Origin of the sequence: Kordiimonas lacus (genome assembly GCF_001550055.1) — a bacterium.
GTDB classification, from domain to species: domain Bacteria; phylum Pseudomonadota; class Alphaproteobacteria; order Sphingomonadales; family Kordiimonadaceae; genus Kordiimonas; species Kordiimonas lacus.
In genome coordinates this window covers 148,846-171,353 of record NZ_LRUA01000004.1, presented here as the reverse complement: position 1 = coordinate 171,353, position 22,508 = coordinate 148,846, and the positions used below count along the sequence as shown (strand labels likewise).

24 protein-coding genes are annotated in these 22,508 nt (G+C 56.3%); 14 read left to right on the top strand and 10 right to left on the bottom strand.

What is annotated here, in order from left to right:
• The first annotated feature begins 201 nt into the window (after positions 1 to 201).
• From KORLAC_RS07430 to KORLAC_RS07400, 7 genes are all read left to right on the top strand, one after another.
• Complete coding sequence (locus KORLAC_RS07430) at positions 202 to 999, top strand: uracil-DNA glycosylase (RefSeq protein WP_241493382.1); 798 nt, start codon at positions 202 to 204, stop codon at positions 997 to 999.
• The gene (locus tag KORLAC_RS07425; RefSeq protein WP_068305011.1) at positions 996 to 2,789 is read left to right on the top strand and encodes a lytic transglycosylase domain-containing protein; all 1,794 of its coding nucleotides are present in this window, start codon (positions 996 to 998) and stop codon (positions 2,787 to 2,789) included. Before KORLAC_RS07430 ends, KORLAC_RS07425 begins: the two co-directional genes overlap by 4 nt.
• On the top strand, positions 2,776 to 3,306 hold the full coding sequence (gene moaB / locus KORLAC_RS07420) for a molybdenum cofactor biosynthesis protein B (protein ID WP_068305006.1): 531 nt from the start codon (positions 2,776 to 2,778) through the stop codon (positions 3,304 to 3,306). Before KORLAC_RS07425 ends, moaB begins: the two co-directional genes overlap by 14 nt.
• A gap of 73 nt (positions 3,307 to 3,379) precedes the next feature.
• Positions 3,380 to 4,528: a TonB family protein gene (locus tag KORLAC_RS07415; protein WP_068305005.1), complete on the top strand. Its 1,149-nt coding sequence runs from the start codon at positions 3,380 to 3,382 to the stop codon at positions 4,526 to 4,528.
• A gap of 265 nt (positions 4,529 to 4,793) precedes the next feature.
• Positions 4,794 to 6,281: an alanine/glycine:cation symporter family protein gene (locus tag KORLAC_RS07410; RefSeq protein WP_068305278.1), complete on the top strand. Its 1,488-nt coding sequence runs from the start codon at positions 4,794 to 4,796 to the stop codon at positions 6,279 to 6,281.
• A gap of 54 nt (positions 6,282 to 6,335) precedes the next feature.
• Complete coding sequence (locus tag KORLAC_RS07405) at positions 6,336 to 6,821, top strand: nuclear transport factor 2 family protein (protein WP_068305003.1); 486 nt, start codon at positions 6,336 to 6,338, stop codon at positions 6,819 to 6,821.
• A 39-nt stretch (positions 6,822 to 6,860) separates the two neighbouring features.
• Complete coding sequence (locus KORLAC_RS07400; protein ID WP_082714565.1) at positions 6,861 to 7,547, top strand: PAS domain-containing protein; 687 nt, start codon at positions 6,861 to 6,863, stop codon at positions 7,545 to 7,547.
• Between the two features lie 98 nt (positions 7,548 to 7,645).
• On the opposite strand, the gene KORLAC_RS07395 is transcribed toward KORLAC_RS07400, so the two are convergent.
• A complete protein-coding gene (locus tag KORLAC_RS07395) occupies positions 7,646 to 8,443 on the bottom strand; it encodes an SDR family oxidoreductase (protein WP_068304999.1) in 798 nt (265 codons plus the stop codon).
• Positions 8,444 to 8,583: 140 nt separating this feature from the next.
• Here KORLAC_RS07395 and KORLAC_RS07390 point away from each other — a divergent pair, with 140 nt between their 5' ends.
• Positions 8,584 to 9,405, top strand: coding sequence for a hypothetical protein (locus KORLAC_RS07390; protein ID WP_068304997.1), 822 nt, complete (start codon positions 8,584 to 8,586; stop codon positions 9,403 to 9,405).
• On the opposite strand, the gene KORLAC_RS07385 is transcribed toward KORLAC_RS07390, so the two are convergent.
• Both KORLAC_RS07385 and KORLAC_RS07380 read right to left on the bottom strand, forming a co-directional pair.
• Entirely contained in the window at positions 9,402 to 10,217 is an 816-nt protein-coding gene (locus tag KORLAC_RS07385; RefSeq protein ID WP_068304995.1) for an enoyl-CoA hydratase/isomerase family protein, read from the bottom strand. The two genes, KORLAC_RS07390 and KORLAC_RS07385, sit on opposite strands and share 4 nt — an antisense overlap.
• A gap of 15 nt (positions 10,218 to 10,232) precedes the next feature.
• Positions 10,233 to 10,925 (bottom strand): SOS response-associated peptidase, encoded by a 693-nt coding sequence (locus tag KORLAC_RS07380; protein ID WP_074519492.1) that lies wholly within the window; start codon positions 10,923 to 10,925, stop codon positions 10,233 to 10,235.
• Between the two features lie 59 nt (positions 10,926 to 10,984).
• Here KORLAC_RS07380 and KORLAC_RS07375 point away from each other — a divergent pair, with 59 nt between their 5' ends.
• Positions 10,985 to 11,449: an NUDIX hydrolase gene (locus KORLAC_RS07375; protein WP_206594876.1), complete on the top strand. Its 465-nt coding sequence runs from the start codon at positions 10,985 to 10,987 to the stop codon at positions 11,447 to 11,449.
• Between the two features lie 21 nt (positions 11,450 to 11,470).
• On the opposite strand, the gene KORLAC_RS07370 is transcribed toward KORLAC_RS07375, so the two are convergent.
• A complete protein-coding gene (locus KORLAC_RS07370; protein ID WP_068304991.1) occupies positions 11,471 to 12,397 on the bottom strand; it encodes a LysR family transcriptional regulator in 927 nt (308 codons plus the stop codon).
• Positions 12,398 to 12,511: 114 nt separating this feature from the next.
• On the opposite strand from KORLAC_RS07370, the gene KORLAC_RS07365 reads away from it, so the two are divergent.
• The 3 genes from KORLAC_RS07365 (at position 12,512) to KORLAC_RS07355 (ending at position 13,743) form a co-directional block, all read left to right on the top strand.
• Entirely contained in the window at positions 12,512 to 12,970 is a 459-nt protein-coding gene (locus tag KORLAC_RS07365; RefSeq protein ID WP_068304989.1) for a VOC family protein, read from the top strand.
• An 11-nt stretch (positions 12,971 to 12,981) separates the two neighbouring features.
• Entirely contained in the window at positions 12,982 to 13,338 is a 357-nt protein-coding gene (locus KORLAC_RS07360; protein ID WP_068304987.1) for a nuclear transport factor 2 family protein, read from the top strand.
• 189 nt (positions 13,339 to 13,527) lie between these two features.
• Positions 13,528 to 13,743, top strand: a complete 216-nt coding sequence (locus KORLAC_RS07355; RefSeq protein ID WP_068304984.1) for a DUF2842 domain-containing protein — start codon at positions 13,528 to 13,530, stop codon at positions 13,741 to 13,743.
• Positions 13,744 to 13,811: 68 nt separating this feature from the next.
• Here KORLAC_RS07355 and KORLAC_RS07350 read toward each other — a convergent pair whose 3' ends face one another.
• The 3 genes from KORLAC_RS07350 to KORLAC_RS07340 all read right to left on the bottom strand — a co-directional run bounded on the left by KORLAC_RS07350 (position 13,812) and on the right by KORLAC_RS07340 (position 16,411).
• Positions 13,812 to 15,440 (bottom strand): long-chain-fatty-acid--CoA ligase, encoded by a 1,629-nt coding sequence (locus tag KORLAC_RS07350; protein WP_068304982.1) that lies wholly within the window; start codon positions 15,438 to 15,440, stop codon positions 13,812 to 13,814.
• A gap of 123 nt (positions 15,441 to 15,563) precedes the next feature.
• A complete protein-coding gene (locus KORLAC_RS07345) occupies positions 15,564 to 16,007 on the bottom strand; it encodes a M67 family metallopeptidase (protein WP_068304980.1) in 444 nt (147 codons plus the stop codon).
• Complete coding sequence (locus tag KORLAC_RS07340; RefSeq protein ID WP_068304978.1) at positions 15,992 to 16,411, bottom strand: hypothetical protein; 420 nt, start codon at positions 16,409 to 16,411, stop codon at positions 15,992 to 15,994. The genes KORLAC_RS07345 and KORLAC_RS07340 overlap by 16 nt, the downstream gene beginning before the upstream one ends.
• 11 nt (positions 16,412 to 16,422) lie before the next feature.
• On the opposite strand from KORLAC_RS07340, the gene KORLAC_RS07335 reads away from it, so the two are divergent.
• Together KORLAC_RS07335 and rpoH are read left to right on the top strand one after the other, a co-directional pair.
• The gene (locus KORLAC_RS07335) at positions 16,423 to 17,403 is read left to right on the top strand and encodes an RluA family pseudouridine synthase (protein ID WP_068304976.1); all 981 of its coding nucleotides are present in this window, start codon (positions 16,423 to 16,425) and stop codon (positions 17,401 to 17,403) included.
• An 83-nt stretch (positions 17,404 to 17,486) separates the two neighbouring features.
• A complete protein-coding gene (rpoH, locus tag KORLAC_RS07330; protein ID WP_068304974.1) occupies positions 17,487 to 18,389 on the top strand; it encodes an RNA polymerase sigma factor RpoH in 903 nt (300 codons plus the stop codon).
• 3 nt (positions 18,390 to 18,392) lie between these two features.
• On the opposite strand, the gene KORLAC_RS07325 is transcribed toward rpoH, so the two are convergent.
• From KORLAC_RS07325 to KORLAC_RS07315, 3 genes are all read right to left on the bottom strand, one after another.
• Complete coding sequence (locus tag KORLAC_RS07325) at positions 18,393 to 18,929, bottom strand: hypothetical protein (RefSeq protein WP_068304972.1); 537 nt, start codon at positions 18,927 to 18,929, stop codon at positions 18,393 to 18,395.
• 33 nt (positions 18,930 to 18,962) lie between these two features.
• On the bottom strand, positions 18,963 to 20,990 hold the full coding sequence (locus tag KORLAC_RS07320) for a protein kinase family protein (protein ID WP_068304969.1): 2,028 nt from the start codon (positions 20,988 to 20,990) through the stop codon (positions 18,963 to 18,965).
• Positions 20,991 to 21,202: 212 nt separating this feature from the next.
• Complete coding sequence (locus KORLAC_RS07315) at positions 21,203 to 22,495, bottom strand: adenylosuccinate synthase (protein ID WP_068304967.1); 1,293 nt, start codon at positions 22,493 to 22,495, stop codon at positions 21,203 to 21,205.
• Positions 22,496 to 22,508 lie beyond the last annotated feature (13 nt).

Here is a 22,508-nt window from a genome sequence, read left to right as displayed (position 1 = left end):
CTTGAAAGCAGATTCTTTTCGCACTGCAACATAAGTCATTGATGACGCGACGTCAGGCAGGATTTTTTTATGTGACCTGAAAGCGGAAAGTTTGAGCAAAATTTCAATGCATTTTTTACTTCTGTCTGACTATAGTGGTGCCCACGAGAGGCCGACAACTAACAACATTGGTTAAAAATGAGTTCACCTGAGCCCCAACATATGGACCCGGCAAGCCTTCTGGCATGGCACATCGCCATGGGCGCGGACGAGGCGATCGACATTGATCCGATCGACCGTTTCACGACAGAAGTACAAGCCCCGGTTATTGCCCGGCAGCACCCGCAGGCACAGAAGCCCGCGCCGCCTTCCGGTCCAAGACCTGTGGCTGCGAAGCCTGTGCAGGCCGTTGTTGGCGCCGGCCCCGAGGCCGCTGGCCGCGTTGCGGCGGAAGCGAGCACTCTTGAGGAACTCAAAGCTGCCATGGAAGCCTTCGATGGCGGCCTTCTGAAACGATCAGCCAAAAACACCGTGTTTGCGGACGGCACCCCTGGAGCCCCCATCATGGTGATCGGCGAAGCTCCCGGCGCAGACGAGGACCGTGAAGGCAAGCCCTTCGTTGGCATGTCTGGTCAGTTGCTGGACAAAATTCTGGGAGCTGCTGGCTTCTCGCGCACTGAAAACGTCTATATCACCAACATGGTGCCCTGGCGTCCGCTGGGCAACGCCACACCGGACGGGGCGACAATCGCCATGTGCATGCCGTTCGTGAAGCGCCATATCGAGCTTGCAAAGCCGAAGGTAATTCTGATGGTTGGCGGCGTTTCCGCCAAGGCCCTTCTGGGCACGGAGGAAGGCATCACGCGCCTTCGCGGCCGCTGGAAAGAGCTTGACATCGGTGGCCAGAAAATCGCCGCATTGCCTGTTTATCACCCAGCTTATCTGCTGCGCCAGCCCGCGCTCAAGGGCCATGCCTGGCGCGATATCCTGTCTGTGAAGAGGAAACTGTCCCTGTCATGAGTATCCGTGCTGTGTTCCGTCTGATGTTCGCCTTCTCGCTGCTATCCGCTGCTGCGCTCAGCGCAACTGCACGGGCCGACGTCGATGTACCGGATGTGCTCAGCAAGGAAGATATCAATCGTTACCAGAGAATTTTTGAGCTTCAGGAACAGGCCCGCTGGGAAAAAGCGGACCGCATGATCAAATATGTCGAGGACCCCATTTTGATGGGGCATGTGTGGTTCCAGCGCTATATGCACCCGACCGGATACCGCAGCAGCTATTCGGAGCTGGCAGGGTGGCTGAAATCCTACGCGGATCATCCCAATGCATGGCAGGTTTACCGCCTGGCGCGCAAGCGGCAGGGCAATGCACGGGCCCCAAGGCGCCCGATTGACACCCGCTATCCTGGCGTGACCGGCCAGGCCGCAGCACCAAAGCCGCCCCTGCCCCAGCGCACCCGGCTCGAGCGCACTGCCATCACCCGCTTCTTCGCCAACGTACGCCGGTATGTCCGCAACGGCCTGCCGGAGCGCGCCGAGAAGCGCTATTGGGCAATGGAAGCGCGCGGGCTTCTGGTACCCTATGAAAAGGCCGAAGCGCTGGAGCGCATTGCGTCGAGCTACTATTATAAATCCAACAACAGCAAGGCGCGCATCCTGTCGACAATGGCGGCAGAGTTTGCGCGGGAAATTGAACCCCATGCCGATTGGATCGCAGCCCTTGCCTATTGGCGGGATGGCGATTATGCGACGGCTTACCGGCATTTCAAATATGTCGGTGAAGCAGAACGCGCCGGTGACTGGCTGGCCTCTGGCGGGCAGTTCTGGGCCGCGCGCGCAGCCTATCAGATGGGTGATCCGATCACCGCGACAGAGCACCTGCGCACGGCGGCCAGCTTTCAGGAAACCTTCTACGGCATGATTGCCGCACGCCAATTGGGCATTCGCCCCAAAATCGATTGGGCCGTGCCGGACCTGGAGCGCGACGCCCTTGATAATCTGATGCAGTACCCTGCAACACGGAGAGCCATCGCCCTGGCCGAAGTGGGCTGGCACCATATTGCAGACGAAGAGCTGCGCCTTCTTTGGGGCCGTGAAGGCACCGCCGTGCAGGATGACCTGCTGCCGCTGGCGGCCAAGCTGAACCTGCCAAACATCCAGATCAGACTGGGCCGCGTTGGCGGCACAGGGCACCCGGCCTCAACGGCTGTGCGCTATCCGCTGCCGGACTGGGAACCTGCGGGCGGCTTCACCGTCGACAGGGCGTTGATCTTTGCCATGGTACGCAAGGAAAGCGATTTCCGCATCCGCGCCAGAAGCCACGCCGGCGCTGGTGGCCTGATGCAGGTTATGCCGGCAACGGCCAGCTACATCTCCAAGAACCGTCGCCTGCGCCGGGACCGCAAAAAGCTGTATGAGCCAGAATTCAACATGGCGCTGGGGCAGCAATATATCGAATATCTGATCGATTCCGATTATGCCGAAGGCAACCTGTTCATGGCGCTTGCCGCCTATAACGGCGGGCCCGGTAGCCTGATGGAATGGCAGAAGGAAGTGATTTACGAACAGGACCCGTTGCTGTTTATCGAATCCATTGGCTTTTATGAAACACGCAGCTATATCGAACGGGTGATGGCCAACTTGTGGCTCTACCGTATGCGCCTGGGCCAGGAGACGCCAAGCCTGGACGCTGCAGCCTCAGGCGCCTGGCCTGTGCTGGAACGCCTGGATACAGAAGCGACCGCTGTTGCCATGAAGCGCGCTCAAACCCGAACCGTTACAAGGACAAGAACCCTTGCCGAAGATTGATGAAAGCCGCCCGTTCATTCCGGTAAACATTGCCGTTTTGACCATTTCCGATACTCGTACTTTTGAAGACGACCGCTCAGGCGATACGCTGGCGAGCCGCGTTGAGGAAGCCGGACATAAAGTGGCGGACCGGAAGATCATCAAGGATGATATCCCATCGATCACCAATCAGGCCAAAGCCTGGATTGCTGATGCGGGTATTGACGTGATCATCGCCACTGGCGGCACGGGCCTGACCGGGCGGGATGTCACCCCGGAAGCATTTGAAGCGCTTTATACAAAGCCCATCCCCGGCTTTGGCGAGCTGTTCCGCATGCTGTCATACGACCTGATCGGCACCAGCACGATCCAAAGCCGCGCCACCGGCGGCCTTGCGGGAACAACCCTGATGTTCGCCCTGCCCGGTTCAACCGGCGCGGTGAAAGATGCCTGGGACAAAATTCTCGTCACGCAGCTCGATAACCGCTACCGCCCCTGCAATTTCGTGGAAATGATGCCCCGCTACGGCGAGAAATAGCGCCTTGCACAATTGCCATCAGTAATTGTATTTGATACAAATCCTTGAGACTTTCGTTTGGGGGATTGTTGTCATGAAACGTCATCTTGCTGCGGCACTGCTTCTTTCCGCGTCCTTGGGCATTACCACTCCAGCTTTTGCAGGCCTCAGCCTTGAGGAACATGAGGCACGGGCGCAAACCATGACGGTGCGCGAAGCCTATGCAGCCTATGAGGAATGGGTGAAGAAAGAGTCGCGTTATTATGCCGAACCTTACGCGCACCGCGTCTATTCCCTACTCAAAGAGGCGGCGGCACAAGACGAAAGGCATGCCAAAAATCTGGCACAGGCGAGCTTGAATTATGGTCGCCTGCTCTTGTCTGTAAATAAGCGCGATCAAGCGGAAGAAATCCTTGAGGAAGCCTTGGTACTTTTTCAGAGCCAGTATGGCAATGATGCCCCAGAGGTTATTGATCCACTGATGGATCTCGGCCATGCAGAGACAAAGTTTCTGAGCGGGACAACCGGCGGCAAATATTATCGGCGTGCAATTGAAATAGCTGAAAAACTAGAAGGGGAAGACTCCGCCCTCGTCGGCCAGCTCTATTATGAGATGGCCGAACAGCAACTGGTTATGGGCGCAGGAAAACGTAACCTGGCAGTCGGCAATCTCAAAAAAGCCTACAAAATTTTTCAGGCGACGCTGGGCGAAAATCATGGACGCACCGCCTTGGCAAGCTATCGCCTTGGCGAGCTGAAAAAGCTGGATAAGCGGTATGATGCTGCAGCGGAATTTCTGGAAGCCGCAGTGCGGGTCTACGATAGCGGCGCACCGAACGAGCGACTGACGCAACGCATGCATACCCTATTGGTAGAAACCTATGAAAAAATGGGCGAAAGCGACTTGGCGACCAAGCATTGTCAAGCCGTTGGCCGCATCAAGGAAGCCAACCGCGACCCCGTGGAGACGGGTGAAAGCTACGAACCCTTGTTTCTTGCCCAGCCCAAATACCCTGTATCCGCACAACGTCGAGGCCTTGAGGGCACAGTGGTGCTTGAACTGACCGTCACCAAAGATGGGCGCACCAGTGATTTTCGTGTGATGGAACGATATGGCCCCGATGACTTCGTTAAGGCTTCTATCGAGGCTGCCAGAAAATTTCGGTACTCCGCACGCCACGAAAACGGCCAGCCGGTAGACACAGCGGGGGTAAAATACCGTTTCGTTTACTCACTCCGCTGAAGCAGCCCTGAGGGCGGCAATGAAATCCCGCTATATTCGTCGGTCCGGTGACAACACAGCCGTAAACACGCCAGCTAGCAGCGGTACGGACCTGAAAAAGAAAATCCCGCACAGAAGACTGGAATCAGAATTTCATGCGGGATTCCGCCGTTTGAAGTCGCTCAACCAATTTTTGGCTTCCATCCGGGTGCCCCCTCGCCTACTCTGCCCGGCAAATAACACAAGATAACTCTGGGGAGAGGACGTGTTTCAGTTCAAGCGTATTATGGCAGCCAGCTTGGCCAGCCTGGCAATCACCGCACCAGCATTGGCACAAGATGGTGACGCCCGCAGTGGTGTCGTACAGATGCTGGCAGATGGCATTAATGCCTTGGGTGACTTTGTTTTCCGGACCGTAAACATCTTCGGCCTGGAGGTGGAATGGATTGTTGCCTTCCTCGCCCTGCCAATGATTATCCTCACTCTCTATTTCGGTTTTGTGAATCTGACCAGCTTCAAACGTGCCTGGCGGATTGTGAAAGGGGATTATCACGACCCCAAGGCCGACGGCGAAGTAACTCAGTTCCAGGCCCTATCCACTGCCCTCTCAGGTACAGTCGGGCTTGGTAACATTGCAGGCGTGGCGGTTGCCATCTCTACTGGTGGCCCTGGCGCCACTTTCTGGATGATCCTGATTGGCTTCTGCGCCATGACCCTGAAGTTCGCGGAATGTACGCTGGGTGTGAAATACCGCGATGTACGCGAAGACGGCAGCGTAGCTGGTGGCCCCATGTATTATCTGGAACGTGGCCTGAAAGGGCGCGGCGAAGGATGGGCCAAGGTTGGCAAGATCCTCGCATGGTCCTACGCGATCCTTGCATGGCCGACGCTTCTGCAGGTCGCCCAGGTTAACCAATCATTTGAAGCTGTTTCAGCCGTAACCGGCATCGATAGCGAACCAAGCCGGTGGGGTTTTGGGGTGATCATGGCCGTCCTGACTGCAATTGTGATCATCGGCGGCATCAAGTCGATCGCCAGCGTGACAGCACGCCTGGTACCCGCCATGGCTGGCATCTACATTTTGGGGGCGCTGGTTATTATTGGCTCTCACATTACTGAGGTTCCAGCCGCGTTTGTCACAATCTTCGAATCCGCATTCTCGCTTGAAGCTGGCTTGGGAGGGTTGGTCGGCACGATCATCATTGCTATGCAGCGTGCCGTCTACTCCACCGAAGCTGGGCTTGGCTCGGCTACCATGGCGCACGCTGCAGCAAAGACGAGTGAGCCTGTTTCAGAAGGTATGGTTGCCCTGATGGAGCCCTTCGTGGACACAGTTGTGGTTTCCACCATGACCGCATTGGTGATTGTGATAACCGGTGTCTATTTGGATCAAGCAGATGCTGCGGGCATATCGCTCACCTCTTCTGCATTCGGCAGCGTCATCAGCTGGTTCCCATGGGTCTTGGCCGTCGCGGCCTTCCTCTTCGCCTATTCCACGATCATCAGTTGGGGCTATTATTCAGGGAAAGTCTGGGAATTCCTGTTTGGCGGCAGCACGCGCTCCATGAACTTCTTCAAGGTCGTCTTCTGCGTGGCACTGGTGCCAGGTGCGGTCTTCTCGGTGTCGGAAGTCTACACGTTGATGGACAGCATGTTCTTCCTGATGGCTGTTCCGAACGTGATCGGTATTTACCTCATGGCACCGGAATTGAAGCGGGACCTGAAAGACTATCTGGCGCGCCTGAAGTCTGGCGCGATCAAAGCCAACACCTAACTTTTTGGCGGCGCTGACGGCTGTCGGCGCCGCACCTATTTTCGGAGATATACCATGCGCACAATGATTGTATATTTTATCCTGATCTTCGGGTTTATGATGCCCGCCCAAGCCGGTGATGAGGACCTGGCAGGGGTGAACCGCACGCTTGATACCTTTCATGGCGCTGCATCTGATGCCGATTGGGATACCTATTTCGCGCTGCTGACCGAGGATTCCACCTTCCTGGGTACCGATGCGTCAGAGCGTTGGGACAAGCCCACTTTTCAGGCTTATGCCCTGCCAACCAAGGGCTGGACCTACACGGTGCGCGAGCGACACGTCAATTTCACACCGGACGGCAACACCGCCTGGTTCGATGAGCTTCTGGATAACACCAAGTATGGCACCAGCCGGGGCACCGGCGTGCTGATTCGCACAAATGACGGCTGGAAGATTTCACAGTACCACCTGACCTTCCCACTGCCGAATGACCTGGCGAAGGGAATCACCGAGCAGATTCAGGCATTTGAAGCGCGGCAAAAAACAGGCCAACAATAGGTCAGCAGCCTTGTCTTGAAACAGTAGCAAACGCGCCTCATGATTTCCCGACCAAAGGGGTTCCAATTGAGGGAAGAGGAGGCGTGTATGCCCGTTTCCGGTGTTTTGGGGCGTTTACTTGAGTATTGGCACACTTTACCGCGCGAAGCAGGCGCGGCCATGCCCAGAAAATGTGTGCTGCATCCAACAGATTTACACGAGCTGCTGCCACGCATCTCGCTGATGAAACGCATAGACCGTTATGACGTGCAGGTGTCCATGATTGGCACGTCGCAGGATGCCCTCTGGCAGGCACCAATGGCAGGCATAAACGCGTTTGACCTGACAACACCGAACATGCGGGAAAATACAGCCCGCCTGTATGAAGCCATTCTGGACCAGCCCAGCGGCGTACAGATGCAGGAAACCGTCAGGCGCAGGACCGGCGACAGTGCTGAAGTGGAATCACTTTATCTGCCGCTGGCCGACGATGACGGTACGCCAACCTTTATTATCGGCTGCTCGGTCTATCTGAAGCAACCACGGTATGGCCGGATCAATGACCGCCTGATGCTGGATCACCAGAAAGTTTCCAATCTGGAATTCCTGGACTTGGGACGCGGTAAGCCACTGGTGACGTTTGAAAAGCCAGCGCCAAGGCCACGGCCCGAACCTGAAACGCGTTGGTGGGACCGCTTCATGCCGTCAAGGCCACGGCCAGGTAGCGATGAGTATCTGGACGCCTGAGAATCCTCCTGGAGGATGGTCGGGAGACAGGTGCCGCAGATGTAAATCCGTGCACTGATGCTCCCTGACCATCTTCAGGCCAATCTTCAGGCCAATCTTCAGCTCATTCTTTCAACCATCCTGAACAGCATATTGGGGAAAAAGCGCTTCACCCACAGGGCTTTCATTTCGCTGCCCTCGCCCACCGGAATCTCTTTTTTGCCCTTCTTGAACCCTTGCATGATGACCCGCGCGCATGCGTCCACATCCATGCCGCCGGCGATATTCTTGTCTACCTTGGCAAATTCGGAGCCATCGCCTTTGAGGGCATTCTTGGCGATATTGGTGCGTATGAAGCCAGGCGTGATGGTGGTGACATGAATGCCGTCTTTCGCCACTTCAGCCCGAAGGGCGTCAAAAAAGCCCATCATCGCGTGTTTGGCAGCGCAATAGCCCGTCCGCTGGGATACACCGATCTTGCCAGCCACCGACGCTGTGACCGCCAGATGGCCACTTTTTTGAGCCCGCATGATCGGCAAAACAAGTTTGGTGAGGGCGATCTGGCCGAACACGTCGACTTCGAAAAGCCTACGGTAGGTTGCCATTTCCGTGTCCACGCACAGGGACCGCTGCGAAATGCCCGCATTGTTGATCAACATGTCGATCCGGCCGGTGAAGGCCTTGGCCTCGGCAACCTTTCCTTCAAGCGCTGCTTCATCCGTGACGTCCAGGGGAAGGACGAGAATGTTACCCTTGTCTGCCCCCTCGCTGACACAGGCCTCCCGGACACGCTCCAGTTCCTCTGCGCGGCGGGCAGACAGGATGAGCTTCGCGCCTTCTTTGGCAAACTGGTGTGCCAAGGCTTCGCCAATTCCTGACGATCCGCCAGTAATCCAAATGGTTTGACCCTCAAACATGATATTCTCCCGATGTGATCTTGACGGTGATAATAAACCGAAAGCTTTTGGCTTCAACTGGCCGTGCTATCAAAGAACGGTGAATTTCCTTTTCAAAACAATCCCCTTCCCTTAGGTTGAGCGTGATCGGAGCAAACCCAATGCAGTTCCAGACACCGACAATTGCGGGCCTTATAAAGGCCGCCATTCAAGCCGCAAAAGCCCGCTTTGAGCTGCTGGTGCTTTTAGGCCTGTTGGCCGGCATTGGCAGCAGCATTGTCTATGCCCCAGCCGTTGCAGTGCTTGAAGGGCTGATCGAAATTCAGCAGGAAACCGGCACACCAGACGAAAAGAGCGCCGAATTTGCCGCCGCCTTCAATGATGGGGCCTCCATCTTACTTCTTGGCCATCTGGCCGCCACAGCCGTATCCACATTCTTGCTGGTGCCGTTTGCCAGGGCCTCTGCCCCGGGGCAATTAGTGCCGTCAGCAGGTGGATTGAAGGCCTTTTTGATACGGGGCCTTCGGTCGTTCCTCCATATGGTCGCAGTGAACGGCATCACCATTCTTGTCGGCCTCTTTGTCCTGTCGCTTACAGCAGGGCTCGCGTTAGCTTTGGGTCCACTGGCCAACGCCCTCGCCATGGTTGGCGGCGGCGTGGTGATCTGGATGTCAATTGTCCTGACAGGCACCGCCCACCTGGCGATCGCCGCTGAAGCCCGTGACCGGCGTGAAACACTGCCGTCCGCTTTTATGCGAGCCCGTCTTTTCATGGTGCCCATTGCCGCCTCCTTGGGGCTGCTATTTCTGATTGCTGCGGTGTTTTATCTGGTCATCGGCAGCCTGGCCATAAGCCTGGTGCCGGAATCGTTTGAACCCCGCATGGGCCTGATCGTGTCCGGGTTCGTGGTGTACCTGACATCAGCACTGCATGTGGCGGCACTCTATCAGGTACCGGATTTTCGCGACCTCCGCCCCAACTAGGCCTCACTGCCCCCGTTCCAGCGGAAGGCAGGGCTACGCTTCTCAAGAAACGCCCTGACACCCTCAGTCGCGTCCTCGGCTGTGTGGGCATCCTTGAACATTTGCGCTGTCTGGTCGTCATCATCATGCTGGCCGTCAAGGATCAGGCGAATGGTCTGTTTAATGCCGCGCACCGAATATTGTGACACCTGGGCGATTTGCTGCGCAAATGCCTGGGTCCTTTCCGCCAATTCACCTAGGGAAAACAGCTCATCCACCAGGCCAATACGCAGTGCTTCATCGGCGTCCACCACCCGGCCGGTAAACAGCATGCTTTTGGCCTTCGCTGGCCCCACAAGGTCCATCAACTGCTTGGTGTCATTGAGGGGATAGATCAGACCCAGCTTGGCCGGCGTGATTGCAAACCGTGCTGTATTGGCTGCAAAGCGCATGTCGCAGTGAATGGCAAGGCCACAGCCGCCGCCCATGCAGGCCCCTGCCACCTGGGCGATGGTTGGCTTCTTCGCCCGTGCCAGCGTCCGCTGGGCTTCCCGAATAGCCAGCCTGTTACTTTCCTGCCGATCCGGCGACGTCGCAATCTGTTCCAGCTCTGCAATGTCTGCCCCAGCGGAGAATGCTTTTTCCGTAGACGAACAGACAATGATGACGCGCACGTCCGGGTCCGCATCAAGCCGCGCCACAGCGCCTGGGATTGATGCCCACATGGCTTCCGACATGGCATTGCGCTTCTCCGGCCTGTTCAGCACCAGGCGACCGATGGGACCAACTTTTTCAAGGAAAACAGGGCTTTGGCGATCATTCAGGTCAGTCATTCGTGTCTGCTTTCCTTAAAACAAAGTGTGTTGGCGTTCTTGCTCTGGCGGCTCCAGGCATTCCGGCGCATCAAACCGCACATCATTGAGACGGCTGTTAACTGCGCGCCACTCGAATGCAGTCTCTGGCATAAAATCAAAACTTTCCAGGAAGCCGCGGGGTAGCGGGTCGTGGGGTGTGAGCCAAGCCCCATACTGCTCCCGCTTTACAACAAGCGGCATCCGGCTATGCAGGCTGCGCATCGGCCCGTTGGTCGGCCCCGTCAGGATCGCCATGGTTTCCAGCCAATGTTCGCCTGCCGGGCCATGCCAGGTGGTCCAGATGCCCGCAAAGGCCTGCAGGCCACCGCCGACGGGGGTGATCAGGAAAGGCTGCTTGCGTCCATTCACTGTTTTCCATTCATACCAGCCATCAAAAGGCACCAGGCAGCGTGTCCGCTTCATCGGAGACCGGAAAGAAGGCTTCTCAGCCACGGTTTCCATGCGTGCGTTGATCAGCGGCTTGGCACCCAGTTCCTTTTTCCACTCTGGCACCAACCCCCACTCGACTGCGGCAAGCTCAGCCAAACCGCTCTCGTTATTGCGGACAATCAGCACCGGTTGACCGGGGGAAATATTGTATCGCGGCGGTATGTGTGCATCTGCGCGCACGCCAAACAATGCCTTCATTGCATCCTTTGGCGATGTCATCAAATAACGTCCACACATAAACCCTTGCCTCTTTTGTCGTCCACTCCCATTGTGGGGCTTATGTGCAAAGAAATAGCATGCTTATGACAGAGGCAAGTGAAAAGCCGGATCACCGGCAAAATCCGACGCGTCCGGTCGTGGGCGTTGGTGCCGTGGTGATGAACGGCAACAATGTTCTTCTGATCAAGCGCGGCAAGCCCCCCAAGGAGAATGAGTGGAGCCTGCCTGGTGGTGCTCAGCTATTGGGGGAGACAGCGTTTGAGGCCGCTGCGCGCGAAGTGTTCGAGGAAACAGGCCTTACGATCCAGCCAACCTGCCTGTTAGACGTTGTCGACTATATTGACCGGGCGCCTGATGGATCGCTCGAATTTCACTATACCTTGATCGATTATCTTGCCCTGACCACCGATCGTCATCCGGTTGCTGGCACTGATGCGGTCGATGCACGCTTTTTCCCTCTTGAGGAAGCCCTTGCGCTGCCGCTATGGGCGGAAACCCGGCGTATCATTGCCTTGGCGGCGGAGAAATTGGCGACGCTTTAAACTGTTGCATAGAACAGCCGCTCATGTCTCATCTCCATGCCTCCAGCGGTCCCAATGCGGTATATTGCCGCCCAGGTTAGTGACCATGAAATCGATAAAGACACGTACCTTTTCAGGCAGATAGCGCTTCTCCGGGAAAACCGCATATATCGCCTTATGCGGCATTTCATAATCAGACAATATGGGCACCAGTTTCCCTGATTGAATATCCGGCCCGGCAACAAAAGTCGGCAAGCGTCCAATCCCCAGGCCCTGCAGCAATGCCTCGTGCAAAGCTTCGCTGTTGTTCACCTGGTAATTGCCTTCTATCCGAACGCGGTCTTCCTCACCGTTCCTGATAAACACCCACTCAGGTACCCCTGTATGATACGTAAACAGGATGCAATTATGCTGTATCAGGTCCTGTGGCGATTTTGGCATACCGTGCCTTGCGATATAATCCTCAGATGCGCAAAGAACGCTGTGGAGCGGCGCCAGCTTCCGGGCGATCAGCGACGAATCCGGCAGGTCGCCTGCGCTTAATGCAACATCGAAGCCCTCCGCAATGACATCACGGGTCTGGTCGCTCATATCCATATGAATTTTAACATTCGGATACTGCTTTAAGAATTGTGGGATGATCGGCGCAATGTGAAGGCGCCCAAATGACATTGGTACGCTGAGGCGCAGCGTCCCTTGCGGCGTCGCCTGCAATTCCATCGCCGCATTCTGGGCATCCTGCGCGGCATTCAATGCCTGCACCGCATGTTCAAGATAGCGTGCACCCGCTTCGGTCAGGCTTAATTTGCGCGTCGACCGCTGCAGCAATTTAACGCCCAGCTGACCTTCCAGCCCACTTATCCTCTTGCTCACCGCCGACTTGGTAATGCCAAGCTTTCCGGCCGCCTTCGAGAAGCTGCCCTCTTCAACCACACAGGTGAAAACTGGAATTGCGGAAATATCCTGCATGACGCCCAACTGTTTCCTATAAGTTAACAATATTTTTCAAAACAACCATATTATCACCAATTTAGAAACGCAATAGATTGTCTGGGTACAGTCATTACAGAAGGAGAGCAGACAATGGCTCGATTGGAACATGTGAATCTGGTTGTCAAAGACCTCGACGCGACATTGGATTTTATCCTGACTGCGTTTCCAGACTGGCGGGTGCGCGGAACAGGCGAAGGCGACTGGTACGGCACAAAACGAAAGTGGCTGCACGTTGGTACCGATGACCATTACATCACGTTGAACAATGGGGGTACCGGCAGCAACCGCGACCTCAAAGGGCATCTGCCAGGTCTCGCCCATATCGGGTTTATCGTTGATGATATGGAAGCCGTCGCAAACCGGCTCCAAGCCAAGGGATACGAAATAGCGACCATTGGCGCCGATCACCCCTTCAGGAAAACTATCTATTTCATCGATCCGGCCGGCTTTGAGTTCGAATTTATCGAATATCTGAGCCAAAAGCCGGAAGAAAAAAACATGTATGGCGGGGAAACATCAGGGATCACCCGCGTCAGCACAGCAATTTAAGGATAACCGCAATGAACAGCACAAACTTTATAACAGACCTCTACAAGAATGCGGTTGACGGTATGGATACAGCCCAGCTTGCCCCCTTCCTGGCGGAAGATGTGCGCTTCCGTATCGGCAACCATGATCCCGTGAAAGGGAAAAAGGCAGTTCTGGACGCTAATCACGCTTTTTTCTGCAGCATTGGCAGCATGGCCCATACCATCGACAATATCTGGCCTCATGGTGACGACATCATATGCAATGGCACGGTTGACTACGTCAGGCTGGATGGCAGTGCGCACTCAGCCACATTCGCGACAGTCTTGACGCTGAAGGATGGAGAAATTAGCGATTATCTCGTCTATGCCGACCTGTCTCAGCTTTGAAACCGGGAATGTTCAGGCATGAAAGCTTCACATGTGGGCCATAGATCAGGCATCTACTGATTGCTAATTGCAGTCTATTCCATGTAGAGAAGAGGTCGCGGCAGCGGTCAGGCAGCGTCCCACACCTTCCTGGCCGTGCTTTTATAGGGCCGCAACTGGGCCAACCACAGCGCAAGAAAGTAGACAGACATGACCGACGAAAAACCATCCTCCCGCAGCGCGATCGGGATGCTTGCCCTGATTTTCGGCCTGATGGCTTATGCCTTCCTGGCGGCTGCTATTGGCGGCATGATGGCGGAATGGTCGGTCGCGATCCAGACAGTCTATTACCTGATCGCCGGTCTGCTGTGGATCTGGCCCGCCAAGAAGCTGATCTACTGGATGGGCGGCAAAAAGCCCGAATAGGCACCACGCCAAAAGAAAAGCCGCAGTGCAAAACACCGCGGCTTCCTTTTTGGTCTTTCCCAAATCCATCAGGTGCCCGGGAATTTATAGTCCTTGAACTGATCTCTGAGGTCTTTCTTCGAAATCTTTCCTGTGGCGGTGTGCGGAATCTCGCTCACCATCACCACGTCATCCGGTAGCCACCATTTGACCACCCGGGTCTCAAGGAAGGCATTCATCTCTTCGGTCGAGACAGTCTTGCCCGCTTCCGGCACGATAATCATCAATGGGCGTTCATCCCATTTAGGGTGATGCACACCAATCACTGCAGCTTCCACCACATCCGGGTGCGCGACAGCCTCATTTTCAAGGTCAATCGAGCTGATCCATTCGCCACCAGACTTGATCACGTCTTTGGCGCGGTCTGTGATCTGCATATAACCATATTCGTCGATACAGGCGATATCGCCGGTGTCGAACCAGTTGTCGTCATCGAGGATCTTGCCGCTGTCGCCCTTATAATAGGTGTCGATCACCCACGGGCCACGTACCATCACCCGGCCTGAGGTCTCTCCGTCGCGCGGCAGGATGTTGCCGTCGTCGTCCTTGATGCACATCTCAACACCCAGGACCGAGCGGCCCTGTTTGGTCTGCACATCCAGTTTTTCTTCGGCGGGCAGGTTTGCCACAGCCGCATTCTCGCTGCCAAGGCTGCCAAGCGGGCTTGTTTCCGTCATGCCCCAGGCATGGTTCACCCGGACACCGTATTTTTCCTGGAAGGTCTGGATCATGCTCCTGGGCACTGCCGATCCACCAATGGTCACGATCGTCAGCTTACCCATGTCCTTGCCGGTTGCCTCAAGATACTTCAGCATGCCGGACCAGACAGTCGGCACAGCCGCTGTCACTGTGACGTCTTCGTCAATAATCAGTTTATGAAGCACATCCGGTTCATGGTGCGGGCCATTGAAGGCAATCTTGGCGCCCGTGGCCGCCGCAGCATACGGAATACCCCAGCTGTTGGCATGGAACATAGGCACAACCGGAAGAATGGTCGACAGCGACGTGATGCCCAGCGTGTCACCGGAGATTGCCAGCAGCGTGTGCAGGAAGTTTGACCGGTGGCTGTAGAGAACCCCTTTCGGGTTGCCGGTTGTTCCGGACGTGTAACAAAGGCCGCAGGCTGTGTTCTCATCAAATGTCGGCCAGCTGTAATTACCGTCTTCAGCATCCAATAGCTCTTCGTACGACAGCACATTCGGGAGCTTGGTCTCGGGCATATGCTCAGGCCCGACCATGATCACATAATGCTCAATCGTTTTCAGATGATCCTGAATGGCTTCGATCAGCGGCACGAAGGTGATGTCCAGCATCAACACTTTGTCTTCCGCGTGATTCATGATGTAGATCAGCTGTTCGGGGAACAGGCGCGGGTTCACCGTGTGCGTTACAGCGCCCATGCCGGACGCACCATACCAGATTTCCATATGTCGGTGGCTGTTCCAGGCAAGCGTCGCCACCCGGTCGCCCATTTCCACTCCCAGGCGTCCAAGCGCCTGCGCACACTTCTTGGCACGTACAGCACAGTCGGCATAGGTATATTCAAACTTCCCGCCTTCCGGCAGAAGGCCGACAATTTCGCGGCGTGGATGGTTTACTTCGGCATGCTCAAGAAACTTGGATACCAGCAAAGGCCAGTCTTGCATCTGTCCCAGCACAGGCACTTCTCCCCATAATCGAAAACAAAACGCCGCTGCCTTCCCAAACAGCGGTACATTCAGGCGTCTGATTGACTATAGGTCTGCGACGGGGCTTTTCAAACGCTTTGTGGCGCTTTTTCGCTAGTCTGACGAGACTTTGAGCATGCACTCATCAAGCTGGTGCGGATCGCCTGTTCCTGCCCGGAAGGCGCCGTGCTCACACATACCGTCCCTGACACCGGAAATAAGCCAAACCCAACCGGGTTCGACAGACTGTGCCCTGTCCGTGTCCGACGGCCTCGCCACCCCATTCGGATGGCTGTGCCAGACACCCACAATCTGGGGCCCACCAGCCCGTGCTGCTTTCTGCATCAGGATATGCATGCCAGGGTCAATCTCGAAGCTGGTTTCGGGGTTACCTTCGGTAACATTGTCGGTGACAACGGCCTGGGTAAGCCTGACTTCACTACCCCCGACCTCGCCCAGCAACAAGGCGCAAGCCTCATGCGGCTCCGCCTGCCAGGCCGTGCGCTCCAGCATTTCAAGAAGGGTGGCGCTCAGCCGGACGTTTACTTGTCCTGCCATACCAGCGGAACGTCCACTTTGGCCTGTTCACCCGTCACGCGGTTGAGTGTGATGATGGTATCGCCGGCATTCGACCGGAAATGGAACACCAATTCAGCGCCCTGGCCGGTCACGGACATCAGCGTGGCGCCCGCTGGCCGTTCGATCTGAAAGTCACCATAAGATTGAGCCGGTGCCATAACAGGCGCCGTGGCCACGGCCTCGGTGTCACCCTCACCCATCAGGCTTTGTGCCGCACGTTCGGAGATCTTGTAGACCATCAACCCCACCATCGCGAGGATGGCGATCCCCAGCCCGATCACCAGCACCTTCATACCGGTATGGCTGGGCACTGCCTCGTCGTCACCGCCGGAAACGGCAGCGCCTTCATTCTGGGGCGTGACTTTTTCGTCTTGTGGCATCATAAGATGTCTCCATGAGCGACACATTCAAAATTCATATCGAGCCAGAGCTTGCCGGCAGCCGCCTTGATAAAGTGCTTGCCGACGCAATGCCAGACTTTTCGCGCTCGCGCCTCAAGGCACTGATTGATGATGGCCAGGTGCTTGAGCAGCAAGCGGGCGGTAAAATCAGCGCGTCGCGCAAAGTCAAGGCTGGCGAAGAATACCATATCAATGTGCCCGAGCCAGAGGACCCTGAACCACAGGCCGAGGACATCCCGCTTGATATCGTGTTTGAAGACGAACACCTGATTGTGGTCAACAAGGCGCCTGGCATGGTGGTGCACCCGGCGGCTGGCAGCCCGTCCGGCACGCTTGTGAATGCGTTGCTGCATCACTGCCACGGATCTTTGAGCGGCATCGGCGGCGTCAAGCGCCCGGGCATCGTGCACCGGATTGACAAGGACACCAGTGGGCTCCTGATTGTGGCCAAGCATGACAAGGCCCACAATGGCCTTGCCGAGCAGTTCGCGGACCATTCCATTGAACGCCTGTATTCCGCCGTGTGCAAGGGCCACCCCGTGCCGCCCAGTGGCCGGATTGAAGGCAATATCGCGCGCCATCCGGTGGACCGGAAGCGCATGGCCGTTACAGACCATGGCGGCAAATGGGCGGCAACGCACTACCGCTCGCAAACTCACTTCGCGCAAAATGGCAATGCTATCGCCAGCCTCATCGAATGCCAGCTGGAGACAGGTCGCACCCATCAGGTGCGCGTTCACATGGCCCACATCGGCCACCCACTGGTCGGCGACCCGGTTTATGCCCGGTCTGCAGTGCCTGGCAGCATAAAAGGTGCGGCCCGCGCAGCGCTCCAATCCTTCAAACGCCAGGCACTTCATGCCCGGGTTCTGGGTTTTCGCCACCCCATCAGCGGCGAAACCTTTAAATTCGAGAGCGACTTACCATATGATATGAAAGAGCTTTTGGAGACACTGGCACCCTACCGGGTGTAAGTGCCTCTTTTTGCGTGTTTGACGAAGAATAGAAAGCCGCAGTAAACTAAGCGGCAAACAATAAAGCGGTTAGGGATAGGAATATGTCGACTCCAAGCAACTTACCAACGTTGTCGCCTGAAGGCAGCCTCAGCCAATACCTGCAGGACATCCGGAAATTCCCGATGCTCGCGCAGGAAGAGGAATATATGCTGGCCAAGGCCTGGACCGAACACGAGGACCGGGACGCAGCCCATAAGCTTGTCACCAGCCACCTGCGTCTGGTTGCCAAGATTGCTATGGGCTACCGCGGCTATGGTCTGCCCGTGGCTGATCTGATCTCTGAGGGCAATGTGGGTATGATGCAGGCGGTCAAACGCTTCGACCCGGAAAAAGGTTTCCGCCTTGCCACCTACGCCATGTGGTGGATCAGGGCCGCAATCCAGGAATATATCCTCAGAAGCTGGTCGCTGGTGAAAATCGGCACCACCGCTGCGCAGAAAAAGCTGTTCTTCAACTTGCGCCGCATGAAAGGCCAGATCGCCGCGGTTGAAGAAGGCGACCTGACACCCGAACATGTTGCCAAGATCGCCAAAAAGCTGGATGTGCCGGAAGACGATGTGGTCAATATGAACCGTCGCCTGGCCGCCATGGACCACTCGTTGAATGCGCCCCTGCGTGCGGACGCGGAAGGCGAATGGCAGGATTGGCTGGTTGACGAAAACCCGGACCAGGAAACTCTGGTGGCAGACAAGGAAGAACGGGACCAGCGCCTGGACCTTCTGTCGGATGCCATGGGTGACCTTAACGACCGTGAGCGCCATATTTTCCAGGAACGCCGTTTGGCGGAGCCGCCGAAAACCCTGGAAGAACTCAGCCAGGAATACGGCGTCAGCCGTGAACGGGTACGCCAGATTGAAGTGCGTGCTTTTGAAAAAGTCCAGAAGGCGATGCGGCTTGCGGCATCAGAAGCTGGCCTGGGCAATCCCGGCAAACAACAGCATTAAGGGTCAGGCGCTTGGACGCCGACCTTGTGCCCAGCCAGGCTCTTCTTCGGGACCGTCCTTGTCTCCGATCACATCTGCCCCCCACTGTTCGATCAGGGCCTGTCGCTGCTGGTTCAGCGTTTTAATGCGCTCCTGCGCCAGGCTTTGCAGCACGATGGCCGCAAGCATAGGGCCCACGTGGACAAGGGCATAACCGACTGCCGCCGCACCATACATGGTAGCCAGGTTAATTGGGTTGAACAGGATAAACATCAGTTCCCGCGGTTGGTCCATAACCATTGCGATAAACGGTAGAACGCCAGCGATATTCATGAACCCCACGCACTGAACGCGCTCAGCCTTATTAATACCTTTGGCAGTGAGGCTGAGAACAATCGTCGGCGCCAACCCCACGATGGCAACACCGACCGCGTTGAGGCTGGCGATGCCAAGGCCAATCAAGCCGGCGACAAGAAGCGGCCCAAACGCACTCATTTCCTGGCGTTTGTTGATCTTGCGGCGCATCCGCATCGGTGTAGCTTGCTTCTTCTTTTTTGCCATTCTTCTTTCCAAAGGCCCCTGTGCGCTCACCCCTTATGCAGGGAAAAACGCCATAAACCCAACAAGTAACATGACGACAAACGCGACCAGCCTACTGCCCCGCAGCCCCTTGGTCCGCGCGTCTAAATCTGTTGGCAGTATTTTACGCCCCAGCTTGGCCTTTTCCCGGTCCAGTTTCATCAACGCGTTACGGGCTTGGGCAAACTCCCTTGAATCCTCGACCTGGATACGAGACATGTTCAGTTCTGTTGTCAGCTTATGAACATCACCGCCTTTCTTCACTTTTTCAAGCAAGGCTGTCACGCGCTCCCGGCGCTTCTTGTTCTTCAGCGCCTTCACGGTGTTTGACAATCCATCGACCAGCTTCTCGGTCAGGTTATGGAGCGGCTCAAGCTTAAACCGGCGCTGCAGCATACCGAAAAACTCAGCGCTCAGGCTGTTCAGGCGCACCGGGTCATTCTGTGCGGCGGCAATCTTGTTGAAATCGCGCTCAAGATCACTGCCATGGGCGGTACAAAAGGCAGCGATATGGCGATCCAGCAGCACATTCTTCAGTGGCCCGACCGCCGCCATTCGATCAAGCGCGCGCATCATCTGTTTGATGGACCCGATCCAGACATTGCTGAAACGTTGACTGACGCAGGGCAGGATCGGGTTCATGGCATAGAGCACCCGCTCCATGCCACGCCCAAGCGATTTGCTGCTGCCGTGGATCATGATGGGGCGGAGGCCACGAACCTGGGTCATGAACCTATCGTTTCGTTCGGCGCAGACCTCAGCAAGGGCATTGAGGAAGCGTTCATCAAACAGATCCAGAATGACACCGATCAGGTCACGGTCATCGCGCGAAAATGCATCGGCCAGTGCCGACGGCAAGCCATCCAGGAAGAAGGAGTGGCCTTTGAAATGAACCGGTCCCGTTGGGTGCAGGAACATGCAGACGCGGGACACCATTTTATAGTCGTCGGGCCGCGTGCCGCCAAGGCCACCGCCAGGCACGACATTCAGTGTGGCTTCAAGCCGCTCGGTCAGAATTTCATCGCGGAACGAAAGCTGAACCCAGGCAGGAAAGTCGATTCCCTTCAGGAAATTCGCGGCTTCCCGCGGATCGCGGGCAAATGCATCGGCCAGCAGGCGACGGTCCACATAAGCAACACCCTTGAAGCTGGTCGGCCGGTTCATGGACCACGCCTTCATACTGGTGCGCTTTGGTTTGCCCACCCCCTCGAACCAATCAAGGATATCTTCGGCGCCCCAGCGCTCGTCCTCGTCATCTGCCATCAGGCCTCGGATGAGGTTGCCGAGCGCCCCGGGAATTTCACGCCCTCCACTCAGGGCCCAGAAGGAGCTCTGGTTCACCCGTGCCATCAGCAAACTGTCGCGGTCCTTGCCGCGCCACAGGGCTTCACCGAAATAAAGGCTCTGGAGGCAGGCACCCAGCTGATAGAAATCGCTTTCGATGTCCCCTTCACCGCGGGCTGTTTCATCCGCAAGCGCAAGCTTTAGCGGCTCAAGGGCAAAGGGATGCTTGTAGCCCGGCGGCGCGCTGTAGCATTCGCCGATGCAGACCTCATCGCCATCTGGGGCCGCGAAAAAAAGATTTGTCGGCATGATACTGCGGTGCGTGAAACCGCGTTTGTGAACTGCCGCGATTGCCTTCAAGGCAGACAAAACAATACTTTGCCTGAGCTTATTTGTGTTAACCCGCGGATGTACTTTGCCGTCCGGCCCAAACAGGGCGCCGCCTGTCGGTCGTTCAAAAATGGTGACCAGCCGCTGTTTCTGGCCTTTCAGGTCCAGATTCATCAAGCCCCGGTCGATGGGGTTTACCACATTCGCAACGGGGCGGCTTTTCAGGCTTTTGTAAACTTCATTCCGGACCGGAATGGTGGGGTGCTGTACCAATGCATATATGTCTTTGCCAGGGCGTTCCTTGTCGACAGCCATGAAGGCATCGCCGCCACAGGTGGTGAACTCCGGCAACGGTGCCGACGTCTTGACGTCGTACCGGTCACCGAAAGCGCTCTGACCGCTCGGAACTGGTGCACTATCACCGCTCAAGCCAAATTCCCCTTAGCACGCAAACAGCGGCGCTCCCGTGCCCCTTGGCAGCGCCACAATCAATTCCTGTACCCCTTATGCAGGAATACAGTTAACAAATTAAAATCATATTGCTCAAAGATGCAACATATTCACAAAAAAAACGCCGCTGCTCCGGGGAGTTAGCGGCGTTTTGTGTCTTTTTTGCTTAAGCGCTGATTATTGCAATCGCATTAGTCCAGGAAAGGATCCCGCACCAGAATTGTATCGTCGCGCTCAGGGCTGGTAGACAGGAGTGCCACTGGCACACCGATCAATTCTTCAATACGACGGATATATTTCACTGCTGTCGCAGGGAGGTCGGCCCAGCTGCGCGCGCCGAACGTGCTGTCTCTCCAGCCTTCAAGCGTCTCGTAAACCGGCTCAACGTCGGCCTGATCTTCCATACCGTATGGCAGATAGTCGATCACTTCGCCTTTGTGCTTGTAGCCGACACAGACCTTCAGTTCGTCCATACCGTCCAGAACGTCCAACTTGGTCAGGGCGATACCCGTGACACCGCCAATCGTCAGGCTCTGGCGCACCAATACTGCATCAAACCAGCCACAACGACGGGACCGACCGGTTACAGTACCAAACTCATGGCCCTTTTCGCCCAGATACTGGCCAATCTCGTTTTCCTGTTCTGTTGGGAACGGGCCGGAGCCAACACGTGTCGTATAGGCTTTGGTAATCCCCAGCACGTAGCCAAGTGACGATGGGCCCATGCCGGAGCCGCCAGCTGCCTGGCCTGCAATCGTGTTGGATGACGTCACAAATGGGTAAGTACCGTGGTCAACGTCCAGAAGCGTGCCCTGCGCGCCCTCAAACAACACCTTCTTGCCCGCCTTGTCGGCGTCATCAAGCGTGCGCCAGACATTGGTCACGTACGGCAGAATTTCAGACGCCATTGCCATCAGCTCGTCAGCCATTTCCTTGCTGTCGATTTCTTCGTGGCCAAGACCGCGACGAACAGCATTATGGTGCGTGAGAGCGACTTCAAGGCGGGCTTCAACCATCGCACGGGACTGAAGGTCGCACACACGGATCGCACGGCGACCAACCTTGTCCTCATAGGCTGGGCCGATGCCGCGGCGCGTAGTGCCGATCTTGACACCTTTGGTGGCGTCTTCACGGATGGCATCCAACTCGCGGTGGTACGGCATGATCATGGTAGCATTGGCTGCAATCTGCAGCGATTCAGGCGTGATATCAACGCCCTGCCCGCGCAGTGTTTCCATTTCCTTGAGGAGCGCCCAAGGATCAACAACCACACCGTTACCGATAACGCTGGTTTTGCCGCCGCGGACAATGCCGGATGGCAGCAGGGACAGCTTGTAGACGTTTCCGTCGATTACGAGCGTATGGCCGGCATTATGCCCGCCCTGGAAGCGCACCACCACATCAGCGCGTTCTGAAAGCCAATCGACAATCTTGCCTTTGCCTTCATCGCCCCATTGGCTACCGACGACAACAACGTTGCCCATGCGAAATCCCCTT

Bases quoted from the DNA above. Each gene is read 5' to 3' on its own strand.
- KORLAC_RS07430 (WP_241493382.1), top strand. From the start codon at position 202: ATGGACCCGGCAAGCCTTCTGGCATGGCACATCGCCATGGGCGCGGAC.
- KORLAC_RS07425 (WP_068305011.1), top strand. From the start codon at position 996: ATGAGTATCCGTGCTGTGTTCCGTCTGATGTTCGCCTTCTCGCTGCTA.
- KORLAC_RS07415 (WP_068305005.1), top strand. From the start codon at position 3,380: ATGAAACGTCATCTTGCTGCGGCACTGCTTCTTTCCGCGTCCTTGGGC.
- KORLAC_RS07410 (WP_068305278.1), top strand. From the start codon at position 4,794: ATGGCAGCCAGCTTGGCCAGCCTGGCAATCACCGCACCAGCATTGGCA.
- KORLAC_RS07405 (WP_068305003.1), top strand. From the start codon at position 6,336: ATGCGCACAATGATTGTATATTTTATCCTGATCTTCGGGTTTATGATG.
- KORLAC_RS07400 (WP_082714565.1), top strand. From the start codon at position 6,861: ATGATTTCCCGACCAAAGGGGTTCCAATTGAGGGAAGAGGAGGCGTGT.
- KORLAC_RS07395 (WP_068304999.1), bottom strand. From the start codon at position 8,443: ATGTTTGAGGGTCAAACCATTTGGATTACTGGCGGATCGTCAGGAATT.
- KORLAC_RS07390 (WP_068304997.1), top strand. From the start codon at position 8,584: ATGCAGTTCCAGACACCGACAATTGCGGGCCTTATAAAGGCCGCCATT.
- KORLAC_RS07385 (WP_068304995.1), bottom strand. From the start codon at position 10,217: ATGACTGACCTGAATGATCGCCAAAGCCCTGTTTTCCTTGAAAAAGTT.
- KORLAC_RS07380 (WP_074519492.1), bottom strand. From the start codon at position 10,925: ATGTGTGGACGTTATTTGATGACATCGCCAAAGGATGCAATGAAGGCA.
- KORLAC_RS07375 (WP_206594876.1), top strand. From the start codon at position 10,985: ATGCTTATGACAGAGGCAAGTGAAAAGCCGGATCACCGGCAAAATCCG.
- KORLAC_RS07370 (WP_068304991.1), bottom strand. From the start codon at position 12,397: ATGCAGGATATTTCCGCAATTCCAGTTTTCACCTGTGTGGTTGAAGAG.
- KORLAC_RS07365 (WP_068304989.1), top strand. From the start codon at position 12,512: ATGGCTCGATTGGAACATGTGAATCTGGTTGTCAAAGACCTCGACGCG.
- KORLAC_RS07360 (WP_068304987.1), top strand. From the start codon at position 12,982: ATGAACAGCACAAACTTTATAACAGACCTCTACAAGAATGCGGTTGAC.
- KORLAC_RS07355 (WP_068304984.1), top strand. From the start codon at position 13,528: ATGACCGACGAAAAACCATCCTCCCGCAGCGCGATCGGGATGCTTGCC.
- KORLAC_RS07345 (WP_068304980.1), bottom strand. From the start codon at position 16,007: ATGGCAGGACAAGTAAACGTCCGGCTGAGCGCCACCCTTCTTGAAATG.
- KORLAC_RS07340 (WP_068304978.1), bottom strand. From the start codon at position 16,411: ATGATGCCACAAGACGAAAAAGTCACGCCCCAGAATGAAGGCGCTGCC.
- KORLAC_RS07335 (WP_068304976.1), top strand. From the start codon at position 16,423: ATGAGCGACACATTCAAAATTCATATCGAGCCAGAGCTTGCCGGCAGC.
- rpoH (WP_068304974.1), top strand. From the start codon at position 17,487: ATGTCGACTCCAAGCAACTTACCAACGTTGTCGCCTGAAGGCAGCCTC.
- KORLAC_RS07325 (WP_068304972.1), bottom strand. From the start codon at position 18,929: ATGGCAAAAAAGAAGAAGCAAGCTACACCGATGCGGATGCGCCGCAAG.
- KORLAC_RS07315 (WP_068304967.1), bottom strand. From the start codon at position 22,495: ATGGGCAACGTTGTTGTCGTCGGTAGCCAATGGGGCGATGAAGGCAAA.